At 35.1% G+C, this 16,284-nt stretch carries 15 protein-coding genes, 2 tRNA genes and 1 pseudogene; 4 read left to right on the forward strand and 14 right to left on the reverse strand.

Features of this window, described 5'->3' with window-relative positions; translation table 11 throughout:
• Positions 1-309 precede the first annotated feature (309 nt).
• Positions 310-2,682, reverse strand: a complete 2,373-nt coding sequence (locus QWZ06_RS04650) for a TonB-dependent receptor (protein WP_290296026.1) — start codon at positions 2,680-2,682, stop codon at positions 310-312.
• Positions 2,683-2,809: 127 nt separating this feature from the next.
• Between QWZ06_RS04650 and QWZ06_RS04655 the strand changes: the two genes are divergently transcribed.
• Both QWZ06_RS04655 and QWZ06_RS04660 read left to right on the forward strand, forming a co-directional pair.
• On the forward strand, positions 2,810-3,385 hold the full coding sequence (locus tag QWZ06_RS04655) for a Crp/Fnr family transcriptional regulator (RefSeq protein WP_290296028.1): 576 nt from the start codon (positions 2,810-2,812) through the stop codon (positions 3,383-3,385).
• 59 nt (positions 3,386-3,444) lie between these two features.
• Positions 3,445-4,464, forward strand: coding sequence for an NAD-dependent epimerase/dehydratase family protein (locus QWZ06_RS04660; RefSeq protein ID WP_290296030.1), 1,020 nt, complete (start codon positions 3,445-3,447; stop codon positions 4,462-4,464).
• Between the two features lie 7 nt (positions 4,465-4,471).
• Here QWZ06_RS04660 and QWZ06_RS04665 read toward each other — a convergent pair whose 3' ends face one another.
• The 3 genes from QWZ06_RS04665 to QWZ06_RS04675 form a co-directional block, all read right to left on the reverse strand.
• Positions 4,472-5,086 (reverse strand): hypothetical protein, encoded by a 615-nt coding sequence (locus QWZ06_RS04665; protein WP_290296031.1) that lies wholly within the window; start codon positions 5,084-5,086, stop codon positions 4,472-4,474.
• Between the two features lie 241 nt (positions 5,087-5,327).
• A complete protein-coding gene (locus tag QWZ06_RS04670) occupies positions 5,328-5,708 on the reverse strand; it encodes a VOC family protein (protein ID WP_290296032.1) in 381 nt (126 codons plus the stop codon).
• A gap of 64 nt (positions 5,709-5,772) precedes the next feature.
• Positions 5,773-6,384, reverse strand: coding sequence for a hypothetical protein (locus QWZ06_RS04675; RefSeq protein WP_290296034.1), 612 nt, complete (start codon positions 6,382-6,384; stop codon positions 5,773-5,775).
• Between the two features lie 146 nt (positions 6,385-6,530).
• Between QWZ06_RS04675 and QWZ06_RS04680 the strand changes: the two genes are divergently transcribed.
• Both QWZ06_RS04680 and QWZ06_RS04685 read left to right on the forward strand, forming a co-directional pair.
• Entirely contained in the window at positions 6,531-7,082 is a 552-nt protein-coding gene (locus QWZ06_RS04680; RefSeq protein ID WP_290296037.1) for a TetR/AcrR family transcriptional regulator, read from the forward strand.
• Positions 7,083-7,122: 40 nt separating this feature from the next.
• Positions 7,123-8,523, forward strand: coding sequence for an MFS transporter (locus QWZ06_RS04685; RefSeq protein ID WP_290296039.1), 1,401 nt, complete (start codon positions 7,123-7,125; stop codon positions 8,521-8,523).
• Positions 8,524-8,575: 52 nt separating this feature from the next.
• On the opposite strand, the pseudogene QWZ06_RS27715 reads toward QWZ06_RS04685, so the two are convergent.
• The 10 genes and pseudogenes from QWZ06_RS27715 to QWZ06_RS04740 all read right to left on the reverse strand — a co-directional run bounded on the left by QWZ06_RS27715 (position 8,576) and on the right by QWZ06_RS04740 (position 16,097).
• A pseudogene (locus QWZ06_RS27715) lies at positions 8,576-9,687 on the reverse strand (serine hydrolase domain-containing protein).
• Between the two features lie 111 nt (positions 9,688-9,798).
• Positions 9,799-10,530 (reverse strand): class I SAM-dependent methyltransferase, encoded by a 732-nt coding sequence (locus tag QWZ06_RS04700; protein WP_290296043.1) that lies wholly within the window; start codon positions 10,528-10,530, stop codon positions 9,799-9,801.
• A gap of 167 nt (positions 10,531-10,697) precedes the next feature.
• Positions 10,698-10,898 (reverse strand): YqaE/Pmp3 family membrane protein, encoded by a 201-nt coding sequence (locus tag QWZ06_RS04705; RefSeq protein ID WP_290296045.1) that lies wholly within the window; start codon positions 10,896-10,898, stop codon positions 10,698-10,700.
• Positions 10,899-10,982: 84 nt separating this feature from the next.
• The gene (locus tag QWZ06_RS04710; protein WP_290296046.1) at positions 10,983-11,678 is read right to left on the reverse strand and encodes a M949_RS01915 family surface polysaccharide biosynthesis protein; all 696 of its coding nucleotides are present in this window, start codon (positions 11,676-11,678) and stop codon (positions 10,983-10,985) included.
• A 13-nt stretch (positions 11,679-11,691) separates the two neighbouring features.
• Positions 11,692-11,764 (reverse strand) — tRNA-Lys (locus QWZ06_RS04715).
• A gap of 4 nt (positions 11,765-11,768) precedes the next feature.
• Positions 11,769-11,843 (reverse strand) — tRNA-Lys (locus QWZ06_RS04720).
• Positions 11,844-11,858: 15 nt separating this feature from the next.
• Positions 11,859-13,169 carry a hypothetical protein gene (locus QWZ06_RS04725; protein ID WP_290296048.1) on the reverse strand — a complete coding sequence of 437 codons (1,311 nt, stop codon included), beginning with the start codon at positions 13,167-13,169 and terminating at the stop codon, positions 11,859-11,861.
• 55 nt (positions 13,170-13,224) lie between these two features.
• On the reverse strand, positions 13,225-13,641 hold the full coding sequence (locus tag QWZ06_RS04730; RefSeq protein ID WP_290296050.1) for an immunity protein PIM1 family protein: 417 nt from the start codon (positions 13,639-13,641) through the stop codon (positions 13,225-13,227).
• A gap of 24 nt (positions 13,642-13,665) precedes the next feature.
• A complete protein-coding gene (locus tag QWZ06_RS04735) occupies positions 13,666-14,049 on the reverse strand; it encodes a tetratricopeptide repeat protein (protein WP_290296051.1) in 384 nt (127 codons plus the stop codon).
• 29 nt (positions 14,050-14,078) lie between these two features.
• Entirely contained in the window at positions 14,079-16,097 is a 2,019-nt protein-coding gene (locus tag QWZ06_RS04740) for a M3 family metallopeptidase (RefSeq protein WP_290296052.1), read from the reverse strand.
• Positions 16,098-16,284: the final 187 nt, after the last annotated feature.

Here is a 16,284-nt window from a genome sequence, read left to right on the forward strand (position 1 = left end):
GATCTTTAAATTTGATGCAAAGTTTTATTTAAAATGTGTATTATTTTAAGAGAGCTAAGATGAAATCGATTACCAATCGATTTTGATGAAGCGAATAGATATAATTGCTTCATCGAATCAACTCTGTTGATTCGATCCTTTGCTGTCTAAAAGGATGAGGTAAGAAAATAAAATCTTTGTGTTAAAAAAAATAGAATACACTTCATTTACTATCATAAAAAAGACCGGCAGAACTTTATTATAAAAAGAACTGCCGGTCGGGGGTTATTGTTTTTATCCTGTTTTTTTTTAAAAAGAAAAGGTGTGGTTTTAATTGTTGCCGCTGTTCGCTCTGTTGGAGTCTTCAAATTTCACCTGTTTTGTCGCGCCTTTTACATTATTATTTCCGAATTTATAGGTAAGAGAAAGGTGAACGTTTCTGGTAATTCCCTTGTATTGATAATCAATATTGTAATCCGGATAATATTCCATTCCTTTTTCACGATTGGTATTCAAAACATCATTCAAATAGAGATTAACGAGTAGCTTTTTATCCATAAATGCTAATTTTAGTCCTGTGTACAATGAGGCATTGGTATAGTAATAGGTATTTCCATCTCTGTTAGGAAGACTTCCCCATAATCCCAGTAATAAAGTCACTGTTTTATCTTTATTGAGGAAGAAACTATTGTCTATATTTACATTGGCACTGTACCCGGGAGGAACGGGCAGAATGGATGGATCATAAGATTTTGCTTTGGTGTAATACCCATTCAGAAAAATAGTGGACTCCAGCCATTTCAATTTGTTGTAGTTATAACTGATATTGATTCCCGTTTGATTTTCATTATAAAAATTCTTGGCAATGGTGTATCTGTAATTTTCATCAATCATCTGAATTCTGTCCCAGCTGTCTTTATTGTAGCTGTGATAAAGGGTAATGTTGAGATTATTATTCAACACATATCCGAATTCAAAATTATCTGAAAATGATGGCAATAGATAAGGATTTCCGGTGGTGTACTCAAAGTTCGAGGTGAAATATTTAAATGGATTCAGGTTTCCAAAATAGGGCCGTGAAATTCTTCGGGAGTAGCTTAAGGAAAATGAATTGTTTTCGTTAGGCTTATAGCTTAAATAAGCAGTAGGGAAGAGCTTTCCATATTTGATTTTTGTGGAAATATTATCATTCATTGAAACACCTTCCATTGTTGTATACTCATATCGAAGCCCAGCCTTTGCGTCCCATTGATCATTGATCTTAAAGTTGGTTGAAAAATAAGCTGCATAGTTTTCTTCATTATAAAGGAATGTATTGGTTTTACCTGCATTAAGCTGATTTTGTCCATTGATAATATCAAAGAAATTAAACTCAGAATCATTTTTGATCTTTGTATACTTTAATCCGGATTCCGTTTTTATTTTGCCAAATGTTTTTTCCAGATCAGCCTGTCCTGAATAAATTCTGTATTTACTGATAGGATTGGCCATGGTATAGATCTCTTTCGGAGTATAGGTATTGGAGAAATTTCTCGCATTGGAATTATTAAGCATTACATTAGCCGTAATATTCAGCTTACCTCCTGCGCTATCGATTTTAGCTTCATAAAAAGCAGTTGCATTGTGAACATCCCGGCTGTTTCTGTTATTGAAATCAGAAGAGATATTGATAAGATCTTTTCCATTAAATCGTGTAGATTCGCTTATTCCTGTTTCTTTAGGATTGCTGTGTGAATAGTTATAATTGATCCCGAAAAGGTTCTTATCATTGATTTTATATTCTGCTTTTATATTTCCGCTTTTATATTTATAATTATTGAGATTATCACCATCCTTGTTCCAGAAATTGTTATTGGTGATACCGGACATATTATTGTAAGTATTATATTGCCAGTAATTATCTCCAGCAGATAGGTTGGTACTTAGTGAGAGTTTCTCTCCCTGATAATTAAAGGTAGCACCACCTCTTGATGAAACCGTAGGCTTTCCCCAAAAATAATTTCCAGAAGTCTGAATAGATCCGTTCCAACCCAAATTGGCATTTTTCTTAAGAATAATATTGATGAGCCCACTTTTTCCTTCTGCATCATATTTTGCAGGGGGAGTCGTGATGACTTCAATCTTAAGAATATCATCAGAACGGATTGTCTTCAGATAATTGATAAGTTCCTGTCCGTTCAGATTCAGCAATCTGTCATTGATCATCACTGCTACATTGCTTTTCCCGGCAATACTTATCGCTTCATCACTGGTTTTTACCATCGGTGTTTTGGCTAGAGCTTCTATAGCATCAATACCTTGTGATGCTACAGAATTCTCTACATTGAAGACCAGGCGGTCTACTTTTCTCTCGAATAATTTTTTCTTTGCGGTAATGGTTACACCTTCTACTTTTTGTACTGCTGGCTCATCCTTGATTTGAATGTCCTTTCTAAGGCTTCCTTTTACCGTAATCTTCTCATTGTTGGTTTTTACCCCGTCTTTTATGATCTCAAGTATATAATCTCCATTCTCCTTTAAAGGAATTTTGAACAATCCTTTGTCATCTGTAATAGCAGAAAATTTAGCATTGTTTTTTGTGATAAGTACCTCAGTTTCTGCTACAGGTTTATTTTCTTTGTCTGTAATCGTTCCTTCCACACTTTGTGCCCATGCGAAAGAAGATGAAACAATACTTAAAAGAAGAATAATTTTCCGGTTCATATTTAGCTTTTTATACAAGACAATTATTTCGGAGAGAATATTACATGGATTTGTGAAAAATCTTTTTTATTAAAAAATGCATGACTAATCTTTTGGCTATTTTTGTACATATTTTAATTAAACTTCCATGCACGACAAGCTTTTACAATACATGCGTTCCAACCATAATTTTTCCCAAAAGGAGATTGAAATGATTCAGCAGTATTTTGAGCCTGTCTCTTTTCTAAAAAACACTGTGATAGAAGAAGCTGGGAAGATTCCGAATTATCTTTACTATATTGTTTCAGGATATCTCAGATTATTTTATCTGGATGAAAATGGAAATGAGGTGACCACTCATATCAATTGTCCCCCCGGTTTTTTTACTTCTTATTTTCATTTTAGCAATGGAACGATCTCAGACCATCATGTAGAATGTATTACAGCTTGTGAACTTTTAAGAATTACAAAGAAAGATCTCGATCATCTGGTAAACGAGAGCCAAGCGATGAAGGATTTCAGTATTTCCGTATTTCAACATTCCATTGCTTATAATGAAAACCGTTCCAGAGAACTGTCTGCTCTCAATGCAGAACAGCGGTATCTTAAGCTTTTAAAAGATTATCCTGAAATTATTCAACATGTTCCTATTCAATACATCGCATCATTTTTAGGGATGAAACCGGAAAGTCTGAGCAGAATCAGAAGAAAAATAATTAACTAACAAAAGTCAAGTGGTTCCGGAGGTAAGAGGATGAACTTTGCTGCATTAAAATGAATGCAATGACAAAGAATAATCTAAGCCTCGTTTCAGGAGCTAATGGACATTTGGGAAATAATTTAGTCAGATTTTTATTGAAACAAGGCATTCCGGTACGGGCAACAGTTCGGAATATACACAACACAAAACCTTTTGCGGGCTTGAATTGCGATGTGGTGCAGGCTGATATTACTGATAAAGAATCCTTTGTAAAAGCACTTCAGGGAGTAGAAACATTTTATGCGGTGGGAGCTTCTTTCAAGCTATGGGCTAAAGATCCAAAGAAAGAAATTTATGATGTGAATATAAAAGGCACCCAGAATACTATTGAAGCCGCTGCAGAAGCGGGAGTAAAAAGAATCATCTATGTAAGTTCTATCGCAGCGCTTGATTATACCCGGCTGCCTACAAAGGAAAGCAACGGATACAATCCGGATCGCAGAGATATGTATTATAATTCCAAAAATGATGGCGAAAAACTAGCCTTTGAACTGGCAGCGAAACTTGGAGTAGAGCTTGTCTCCATTATGCCATCAGCGATGATTGGCAGTGAAACTTTTTTGCCTTTAAATGTTTCTTATGGAGTATTGAAACTTATTCTGAATAAACAGATTCCTGTTGATACCAAAATTACTCTGAATTGGGTAGATGTGAAAGATGTAGCAGAAGGATGTTATCTGGCCGCTCAAAAAGGACGTCCCGGTGAACGTTATATTTTGGCTAATGAAAAATGTATGACCATTACAGATACAACGATTTTGGCCAATACGCTATATCCGGACCTAAAATTGAAAGTTCCCAATTCTGTTCCCAAAGGAATTCTTTTCACTATTGCAGCAATGATGGAGTTCTCTGCAAAATTGAGCAGAAAAGCCCCTGTATTGACAAGAAAAGATATTTCAATGTTCTCTGGATTACAACAGAATTTTGATATTTCGAAAGCCAGAAATGAACTGGGTTTTAATCCTAAGAGTCCGGAAAAAGCTGTACAAGAAGCGTTTGATTATCTGATGCAACATCCTGAACTTTTGAAAGAAGCTTAAAGATCAATTACAACTGAATGATAGAACCTTTGTAAAATTTAGTAAGATCATACAGATCGTTGAAGTAACGCTGGAGATCCGTATTGCTTTTCTCATCCAGATTTTTCACCTCAGAATGATTCTCTGCCAAAGCATATAAAGATTGGTAATCCGGTTTAAGATAGTCAGAAAGGATATTTTCTTTGCCTTGTTCTTTACTGATCATTTCAGTAAGAAAAATTCCGTAGATCAGAAATTGGGTGAAATTCTGGGCATTCACAATATAATTTAGATTTTCCTTGGATAGCTGCTCATAATTAGCGAGAATCTGTAGGAAGTTTTGCGTATGCAAAGGGGATTGTATTTCGTAAAAAAGATCAATGCCATTAATGAATAATTGTGTCTTTATTTCCTCATGATCTGATGGGTAAGCTTTACTAAACCATGAAAATATATTGAGAAGCTCTTCCCGGGTAAGTTCTTCTACAGAATCTTTTACTTTATCCTTGATAATTTCAAGGCTTGCTTTTCCATCAGGCTGAAGGAAGCTCAGAAAATTTTCTTCTTCACGACAAAGCTTATTGTACAAATTAATCTTGGCAATATTTGGATTGGTTTTGATGAAATAAAGTTCTTCTGTCATAACGAATTACCAAATATTTTTATAGAAATGGTAATTAAAGATACAAAATATGCTGAAACATAAATTGAAAAATATTATGCGCCGAATGGAATGTGTTTTTAGGCTGGAAGTTTTGTACCACATTGTAATATAGTTTTTTTTGATCCTAAATAGCATTTCAAAAGTTATACTCAATACTTCAATAGTGGGAAGCTTTGCCTGTATGTACTTCATAACTTCCATCACCCAGCTTCCATCTTCCTTACCCAATCGTTTCATGCAAAGCAATCCTGTTTCCCTCTGAGTCTTCAAATTCTGCTACTGCAAAACCATATTTCTCATCTGTTCTTTTGGGATAAAGAATTTTTCCTGCATGCTGAATAACTTTCTCCAATGTTGCATCAATACTTTCCGTTTTAAAATAAATGATAACCCCGTTTTGGGTAGGCTTATATACATCACCTTTGGCCAAAGCTCCGGTAATTCCACTGTTTTTTTCTTCAAAAGGGAAGAGTGCCATTTCATACTGATCGATTATTTCCTTTTCAAAACTGAAATTGAAAACCGCAGAATAAAACTCTTCTGCACGTTTCAGATCATTAACCGGGATTTCAAAATAGACAACGGGATTAGATGAATTCATAGGTGATTTTATTTCTTAAAGGATGGAAGTTCTTTTATTTCCGGCTTAAATAGTATTTCTGCAGCTATTGATTTGAGAAGAGATCTGGCAATGGAAAGCGGATGTTCCGGGAATTCATGGTCGTACTTTCCAATTCGGATCTATTCATAAGAGTTCCTTGTTTAAAATCGGGATCATAAGGATCCTCAAACCAATTGCTCATAGTTTCTTCCTCGAGGGTTACTTCTCCGGTTTCGATCAAGTTGTTGAGAATCACTGCATCCCTCATTCCTGTAATACCAATCTCGTTAGCCTGAATTTTTATAACATAGCTGCAGTTTTCAAAAGGAATGGTGATGGAGGCAATATAGATCATTCCGGTTTCCTGTTGAGGAACCTTGATAATGGTCTTTACACAAGAAATATTGTGGATAGGGATAATATCTGTTTCAATACTACCGCCATTGGAGGAAGCGGCAATATTTCTGTAGAACTTTTTCAGATAGTCAAGATCTTGGGCTGTGGGAATATCAGGTTCTTTGTCAAAATAATGCAGGACAATCAGGGCAGACTGCTGTGGATTTACCCATCTGATGGCATCATGATCTTCGGATACTTTCTCCCATCCCTGATTGGGAATGGTTACAGAATGGAGGTTGACCTTAATTTTTTTCTTCTTCCTGAAAAATTTAAACATGCTGATCTTTTAGCTTAAAGATCGTATTATTTTCACAATTAAAAGAATGTCAGGAATAGAATTTTGTTGAAACAGATAGAATTTCTTTATAATAAAAAATAGAGTGACTTCTCTATTTTTTATGTAGCTTTGTTAAAATTTTCAGGATGAAAAAAGAAAAAGTACGGGATAGGATTATTAGAGTGGCTTCGGAATTATTTTATAAACAAGGATATAATTCTACCGGAATCAATCAGATCATTGCTGAAGCAGATATTGCGATTGGTTCGTTGTATAATCATTTTGCATCTAAAAATGACCTTCTTCATGCTTATTTAATTAAAGAAGAACAAGATTGGTTCGAGGGATTGGAGAAGAGTATTGCCAATATTTCAGATCCGAAAGAAAAGATATCAGCCATCATTGAGTACCGCAAAAAATTACAGAAGTCATCTAAGTTTGCAGGTTGTCCATTCATTAAAATCGTTTCCGAAATCGGAGACGGAAATGCAGCCGTATCTGCTTTTGCAAAGAATCATAAGGAAAAACAAAAGGTGATTATCAACAACATCGTAAAAGAACATCAGCCATTAGACTCTGAAGTAATCACCGAAAATATATTCTTACTGATAGAAGGAGCAGTAGTAACATCTACTATTACAAAGGACAATGATTCTTTTGACCAGATAAAAAAAATGATTGAGGGTTTACTTCCTTAATTTTTTTTATGAATTAAAAAATAGATATATCTATATAATTATGAAACGTAACTATTTGAAATTATTTGTTATACTTTTTGGCCAGTTATTGACCATCATGGATATTTTTATCATCAATGTCTCTATACCTTCTATACAGCGTGATATTCAGGCTTCTAATGGTGAAATGCAGTTGATGATTGCAGCTTATCTTATAGGATTTGCTTCTTTTCTGATTACAGGCGGTAGAATGGGAGATTTATACGGTCGAAAAAAGATTTTTATTCTCGGATTGATCTTTTTTATGGTCAGTTCTATAGCTTGTGGAATTTCACAAGGAGCGATTCAGCTGATGATTTCAAGGCTGGTGCAGGGAATAAGTGCTGCATTGATGGCTCCGCAGGTACTTTCAATGATTCAGATTTTATTTCCAGAACATGAACAGCGTACTAAAGCAATGGGCTGGTATGGAATTACCATCGGGATCGGAACTATTGCAGGGCAGTTTCTGGGTGGATATTTTTCATCACTAACAGTCTTTGATGAACCATGGCGGCTTATTTTCCTCATTAATATCCCTATATGCCTGATTGCTGTTTTTTTCAGCTTTTGGAAACTGGAAGAATCTAAAGTGAGTACAAAAGAATCTTTTGATATCGGAGGCGTTTTTCTTTTATCTACAGGACTTTTCAGTATAACATATGCGCTTACCGCTTCTGAAAAAGAAGGTTTTTCAGTTCAGAATATAGTATTGGCTGTTATTTCAATCTGTATTTTGATGTATTTTATAAAAAATCAGCAGTTTAAAATAAAAAATCAGAGATCATATCTTATTGATTTTGAATTATTTCATTATAAAAATTTCAATCTGGGAATTATCGCCGTTGCTTTCTTTTTCATCATGCTGGATTCTTATTTCTATATTCTGTCTTTATTTTTTCAGGATGGATTAAAGATGAGCCCTCTGAATGCAGGTGAAGTGATCGTATTTCAAGGCTTAGGATTTATATTGGCTTCTGCTTTTTCGGTAAAGTTGATCCTGAGATATGGGAAAAGAGCCCTGTTGGCAGGGCTTGGTTTCATCGTACTTATTTTGATATTACAGATTTTTTTGTTCAATAGTTATACTGAATTTTACCTGTTGTATATATTGCTGTTTTTCCATGGAGCAGGAGTGGGCTCGGTGATTCCTTCACTGGCCAATATTGCTCTTTCAGGAATGCCCGAAAAGTTGATAGGAAATGCTTCCGGAGTGTATAATACCTTTCAGCAGATTGCTGCGATCATTGGAATTGTAGCGGTAGGAAGTGTATTCTATTATTTTTTGGGTGAAAAGCCTTTAGCACAACATTATCATACCGCATTTACAATAGCTGTACTGATTAATATTGTATGCTTGATTATTGTTTTGGCAGCTATTTTTAAAGTACCTGATCATGTTCTTCCCAAAAGCAAAAGATAATTATCGAGCTGTCCATTCAACAAAGCGGTGAATTATTTTTTCCTAATGCGGTTTACTTTAAATTTAGTGTTTTTTTTGATGAGGTTTTTGTTCCGTTTAATACTATTTTAGCAATATTTCGGGTAATCTCGGTGGGAGAATGGCAATCACAGTTGCTAAGTCCAATTACATACATATCTGTTTCGGGAATATAAACTCCCATGCTTTTGAATCCAAATACACTGCCACCATGTTCACGATCCGGGGTTCCGTTGATATCCTTCAGATGCCATCCATAACCATAGGTAAATTCTTGCCCATTGTTAAGTTTATATTTTTGAAAAACTTTTTGCGTTTCCTGTGGATTTAATAAAATATTTTGATTCAATGCCTGCTGCCATTTCCACAAATCATCAACGGTAGACATCAGGGAGCCTGAAGAAAAAGGAACACTGAAACTAATAATGGTTTTATTCACAAATCCCTGTTCTTTTTTATGATACCCATAGGCTCTTTGAGGGATGATCTTCCGGTCTGAAGCATAATAGGAATGGGTCATTCCAACTTTGTCGAAAATATTTTTTTTAATAAAATTTTCATAGGTATCTCCCGAAACGAGTTCTATAATATATCCCAAAACAACATATCCTGAATTATTATAATCAAATTTTTCGCCGGGAGCAAAATCTACAGGTTCATTTTTGAAGAAATCGACCATAGCTTTAGGCTCCATTTCTTTTTGAGCAATAGAAGATAAAGCTTTCATTTTGGTGAAATCTTTGATTCCCGAAGTATGGGTAAGAAGATGATGAATGGTAATTTGAGCACCATTCGGGTAGTCTGTAATATATTTGAGACCGGATCATTTACTTTAAGCTTTCCCTGCTGTTCCAGCATCAGAATAGCTACAGCGGTAAACTGTTTGGTCATAGAACCGATTTGGAAAACATTGTCAGGTGTCATGTTTACACTGAGTTCCAGATTGGCTTTTCCGAAAGCTTTCCGGTAAAGACTCTTTCCTTTTTGGACGATCATAAAAACTCCACCCGGCTCATCCTGATTTCCAAATTCGGTAAGAATGAGGCTGTCTATTTTCTTTTCATATTTTTCTGTACGGAGTTGCGCGCCAATAGAGCTGCAGATCAGCAGAGTTATCAGTAAGGCTATTGTTTTTTTAGTAATCATATTATGTAATTTGTAATACAAAGATATAAATTATTATAATTACTATGTTATGCAATATACTAAAAAATGTTTAGCTTATATTTTTGTTTTATAGCTAGATACATAGATGTTTTATTTTTCTGCAGAGATCAGTAACATCATAGGTCTTCTGAGTTCATGTTTCATTTCCGGAATTTCTTTCAGCATTTCAGAGCCGGGTTCTGGTTCAATGATTTCTTTGATTTTAAAACCATGTTTCAGTAAAGTATTCAGATAGGAGGTTAAGGTTCTGTGGTATTTAATAACGTTTTCTCCTAAAAATGTAGTATTTCTCTTTCCTTCAATGAAATATTGATCTACAGGCCAGTAACTTTTTTCTCCGTCTTTATCATAAACCCAATCCTGACTCCCTTCCGCTGTAAAGACAGGATGCTCCACTGAGAATACAAAATGCCCGCCCGAAGTCAGCCATCGATAAATATTTTGAACAATAGTTTCAAATGATTCTATATAATGTAAAGTAAGTGAGCTTACAATAATATCAAATTGCTCTGATGGATAGTCAACATCTTCCAAAGCTTTTCTCTCATATACGATACCTTCAAGATTATTGATCTCTTTGGCTTTAGTAAGCATTTTCTCAGAAAGATCGATGCCAATAGCGGATTGTGCTCCATTTTCTATGGCATACCGACAGTGCCATCCGAATCCACAGCCAAGGTCAAGTACATTCTTTCCTTTAAAATCGGGTAACATATTTTTCAGGACATGCCACTCTCCAGCGCCTTCCAGTCCCAATTGGGAACGAAGCATTTTCTCATACTGGTCAAAAAAAGATGGATTATCATATTTATTTTCTTTCATGGCAGAGAATATTTGCTATTTGTTTTAAAATTGTAGATAATGAATGATAAAATTACAATTATTAGTGAATAAAATGTTGGAAAGTAAAAACTCTTATCCGGAATCTAAAAAAACAAAAAGATCCTTTACGGAATAAAGGATCTTGATTATAATGATACTATTTAATTTTACTTTTGACTTTCGCGTACGGCACGAATCAATTCTTCGTTTCGTTGATTGGCTCTGTCATTATTTAATGACATTACAGCCCAAATAGCTGCAGGAAGCCAGCCAATCAGCGTGATTTGTAAGAAAAAACAAATGATTCCGGTAAGAACTTTTCCTCTAACGATAAAAGATAGAAAGGGAAGTACAATCGCTAAAAACATGATTTAAATTTTTTTAAGGTTATTATGTAGTTTTATTTGTCAAATGTATTGATTTTTAGCGTAAAGGAAAAAAATCAATCTCAATTAATCTTCCATATTCTTATTCCACAATGTTTCAGCATAGTCTCTGAAAACTTTTGAGCCATGTTGAAAGGCTTTATCAAAGGTATAAGAGCCGCCTTCAAATATTGGTTTACCATGGCTCTCAATTCCTGTTCGGATTTTTGTTTGTCCACGCATGGCAAATTTTTGTTTTCCTTCATACATGATGATTTTTAAATCTGAAGGACTTATATCTCCTTTGCAGGCCATTTTATACATCATCCAAACTTCAGCGGTACCGTTTTTATCAAGATCTGTTACCTTTAAAGTATTTTTCTTGAATTCAGCATCTATATCTACCATACAATCTTTGACGTAATCATTGACTTTCCATACCAGCTGATTATTTTCCAAAGAATAACACTGGGCAAAAATTTCGGCATCACTACCATCATTTTCGTGGGGAAAATTTTCATTGATATACACTCCCGTTTCGGAAGTAATAACAGCATATTCTCCGGTTTTATCCTTCCATCGGAATCCATCTTTAAAATTTCCTTTATACTTCAATGCTTTGGGAGCCTGAGCAGAATCAATTTTTGTAACAACCAAAGAGTCTGTTTTTTCTACCTGATTAACTTCCGGCGATTGAGTTTCTGACAAGGAATCTTTTTTTTCTTCTTTACAATTTAAAAAGAATAGAAACGGAAGGCAATAGAGTAGATGTAAGTCTTTCATAGATTATTTTTTGGTCTGATAACAGGGCTCGAACCTGTGTCCTCCCGGATGAAGAGCCGGGTACTCTGCCACTGAGCTATATCAGAAATTAGGATAGGTGCAGGGCTCGAACCTGAGTCAATCCGGTTAAAGAGCCAGATGTTCTACCACTGAACTAACCTATCCTTTTTATCTTTGTTTTCAGAGCTTCCCTGAAAAATATTTGTTTTGTCTTAAGACTTTAGCCAGAAAAGGATTGGAAACGGTTACGCCATGTACCAATTCCGGAGTAGGCTTAAATTCACTTACACCATGAATGCGTGGAGCAATCCAACCTGATTTTTCAGGATCAATCCCAGCTTCTTGACAGGCTTTGACGATCATTTCCTTATTACAGAAAGCTCTTTCCTGAAAAACTTCCCAAGGCAAAGGTACTATATTCCAAACTTCTGTGTTGGGATCTATTTTTCCTCCGCTAGATAAATGCCATGCAATCACATCAGCAGCCATTAGGCGCATCACTTTTCCGAAACAGATATCATCAAGTATACATTCCAGGCCTAATGCATAGATCAGATTCATCCAGTTATCTCTTGCTTTATTCCAGGCTCCGGCAGTATTGTTCCAGGTGGTGGAATCATTGCCTTTCTTTACAGCCATTGTTTTTCTGTAAATGTCATTTTCATTCCAAAGTTCTTCAAGATAATCTGAAATTTCATTGAGAATAGCCGTCCATTTTCCCAGAAGTTTTCCCTTTTGTTCATCATTAAGATGTTGTAAAACTTGAGCATCAGAATAGAGGTAAGAAATCGCTTCCCAATGGGTATTATTGGAATCTTTCATACATCTGTTGAACAGCATTTCACAAATTTCATCAAATGGTCTTTCCTGACTTTGATTGGTAAACGTACTTCTGAGGTTGCTTCTTGCATTGAAATAGGCAATAAAACAGGCTGTATTCAGATCTTTGCTGAAGTCTTCAAAACTGATGGTATGGGAAAGCCCGTGTTTCGCTATTTTCTGCAGTTCAATCTTCTTAGATTCGTGTATGAATTTCTGAAGACGAATTTCAATTCGTTTCAAAAGCCGCCATTTTTTGTTATAATTTCGTTTAGAGATGTCTAATCCAGCTAGTTTTCTCAGATCTTTATTAAGCCGATCACTTTTGAAATTATTTTCCCCGACTTCTTTATGGATCAATGGGGAGACTTCATGTAAGAATTTTTCAATTGCTTCCACGCTATGATATCCTGAGTTTTCTTTTTCATCAATCTTAAAGATCTCAATAGCTTTTTTGATCTGTTTTTCTGCACCCACCGCTTTTCCAAAAGTTTCAAGCATTGAGGTATAACCATAGATACTATTCTTTAAAGAACGGTTAGCTGCTTTACTCAAAGTGGCAAGTTCATGAATAGCTAAATGACTTCTCATTAACTCAACGATCATTTCCGCAACATCTTCGGGACGGCGGCGCTGATCTAAGGTTTGGTAAAGCTGTTCAATGGTGTTCATTTGCTTTTATTTTTTGAAAATTAGAATAATTCCTCAATACTTTTGATTGTTCTGCTTATGAGATTAAATCCTTCATAGCCTTATCAGTTTTCATCAGCTCACCCTGAGGAATCTGATGATTAAGATAAGTAAACAGCAAATGGGTTACCCAACTGTTTTCAATATCGTGAATATAATAAGAAGATATCAATCCAAAGTCATCCGAAATATAGGCTGGTAGTTCAGATGATCCAGTAGTTTTAAAAATAGAGATAAAAATTTCCTTTCGGAAAAGGGTGATGGCATCTTCTGTATCTTCGTCAATTTCTTTTCCATCAACGGCCTTATAAGCTTCCATCCAAGCATCAGAAAATGTTGAATAATCTCTGTTGTCAAGTATTTTATCAATCTTTTCCGAATCAATATTGTGAAGAGCAGCTTTTAATGCATGAGTAAAAGCTGCTTCTAATTTATTTAATTTTTCTATCATCATCTAAAAGATATCATCACCAAATTTTTAATGAGCTTGAGGGTCAAAATAGGCTTTAAAAGTAAGCGGATTTTCAACCTTTCCTTCAGCTTCTTCAAGATATTCTAAATATTCTGACTGATGTTTTTCCATATAAACCATCACAATGGCCAGATTTACAAAAAGATTTTTGTCCTCAGAGCCTAATTGTAAAGCCGTTTTTAAATATTTCAAAGCGGTTTCATTTTCTCCCATATCAGAATACACTGCACCAATGTTGATGAGCGCAGAAGTGTTTTCAGGTTCAATAAGCAAAATTTCATCTAATTCTTTAATCAGAAGATCATTTAAAGTATCCCAATGGTCATCATTTTCCCACCTTTTTGCTTGGAGTTTTTTTACGTTTTCTAGTCTTTGCGGTATGTTACTCATTTCTTTTTGAAGTATATTTGAATGTTTTCTTATCCAAAAGCTCTTTTTAATAAGCTCTCTACTTTAGGCTCGCTTCCTCTAAAGGCTTTATACAGTTCCATGGGATCTTTTGTTCCTCCTGAAGAAAGAAGTACTTTATATTGGGCTGCAATTTCCGGATTGAAGATTCCGTTCTCTTTGAAATACTGGAAGGCATCAGCATCCAATACCTCTGCCCATTTGTAAGAATAATATCCTGCAGAATATCCACCCTGGAAAATGTGTGAGAAACTTGGGCTCATCGCTGTTTCAGGATTGGTTGGATAAAGGGCTGTAGCTTTGGTGTATTGATCTTCAAACTCTTTTACACTTTCATTCTCCAGCTCGGCAACTTTGGTGTGATAGTTCATATCCAGTAATCCAAAACCTATTTGTCTTAAAGTCTGATATCCTTCCATGAAGTTTTTAGATTGCTCAATCTTCTCAATTTTTTCGTCAGGAAGAACTTCTCCGGTTTTATAATGTTTTGCAAAAGTTTTCAGGAATTCAGGCTCATAACAGAAGTTTTCTAAAAACTGAGACGGAAGTTCCACAAAATCCCATTTTACAGAAGTTCCGGATAGAGTAGGATACTGAGTATCTGCCATCATTCCATGAAGTGCATGTCCAAATTCGTGGAATAAAGTCGTTACTTCCTGGAATGTCAGTAAGCTAGGTGTGTCTTTTGTTGGCTTGCTGAAGTTACAAACAATAGAAATATGCGGACGTGAATTTTCTCCGTTCTGCTTATACTGATTTTTATAGCTGGTCATCCATGCACCGGCTCTTTTCCCTTTTCTTGGAAAATAATCTACATAAAGAAGAGATTTATAATTTCCGTTTTCTTTTACTTCATACACTTTTACATCGTCGTGGTATTTCGGAATATCATTTCTTTCCTCAAAAGTTAATCCGAACAGCTTACCAGCTAATCCAAAAACAGCATCCTGAACTTGGTTTAGTGGGAAATAAGGTTTCAATTCTTCATCATTAAGATCATATTTCTCTTTACGAAGTTTTTCCGCATAAAAAGCGTGATCATAGCTTTGCATATCTTCAATTCCATCAGCCTTTGCCAGAGATTTCAATTCCTCAATTTCTTTATCAGCATAAGGCTTAGCCTTTGTTAAAAGTTCATTTAAAAAGTCAAAAACTTTTACAGGAGATTTTGCCATTCTTTCTTCCAATACGAAATCAGCATAGTCTTTATATCCTAAAAGCTCAGCTTTCTGTTGCTTTAATTGAAGAAGCTCTTTGATGAGGTTTTGATTGTCATACTCTCCACCATCAAAGGATTTTTTACCATTAGCCAATGCCAGTTCTTTTCTCAGCTCGCGGTTTTCAGCATAAGTCATGAATGGGATATAGCTTGGATATTGCAAAGTAACTACCCATCCTTCAAGGCTCCTTTCTTTAGCTTCCTCCGCAAATTGATCAACAATCGCTTCCGGGATTCCTGCTAATTGTTCTTTATCTGTAATATGTTTGAAATAAACATTTGTAGAAGCCAATACATTTTGTCCGAACTGTAGGGATTTTATAGAAAGATCCATGCTGATCTTCTTTAATTTTTCCTTGTCTTCCTCATTCAAAAGAGCACCACTTCTTACAAAACCTTTATAAGTTTCATTTAAAAGCATTTTCTGCTCCTCGTTTAGGTTATATTTTTCCTTTTCATCATACACCTTTTTGATTTTATTGAAAAGGGCTTCATTTTGAGATATTTTAGAAGAATATTCCGTTAAAATAGGAGAAACTTCCTGAGCGATCTGTTGAATCTCATCACTGGTTTCGGCTGAATTTAAATTGAAAAAGATATTAGAAACCACATCCAATTGTTCACCGGAGTAGGCTAATGCCTCAATGACATTTTCAAAAGTAGGTGCTTCAGGATTGTTAACAATAGCATTGATCTCTTCTTCGGATTTTTGAATTAATTCCTTAAAAGCAGGAAGATAATCTTCATTGTTAAGGTCACTGAAAGGTGCTGAGTGATATGGAGTGTTAAATTTTTCGGTTAAAATATTCATTTTTCGATTTTTAGTTAAACGTAAATGTAAGGATTCATCGGAGAATCCTAGCTGAAATGCTCAAAAATAATGCCTGAAAGCCAAGGTATGACAAAAATGCCTTATCTTTAAATAATCTTGTCCTATGCAAAGAGGGGATGATGTCAGAATATTTAATTTTGAAAACAGATGAGAGACTCATTTTGAA

Source organism: Chryseobacterium tructae (genome assembly GCF_030409875.1).
GTDB classification, from domain to species: Bacteria; Bacteroidota; Bacteroidia; order Flavobacteriales; family Weeksellaceae; genus Chryseobacterium; species Chryseobacterium tructae.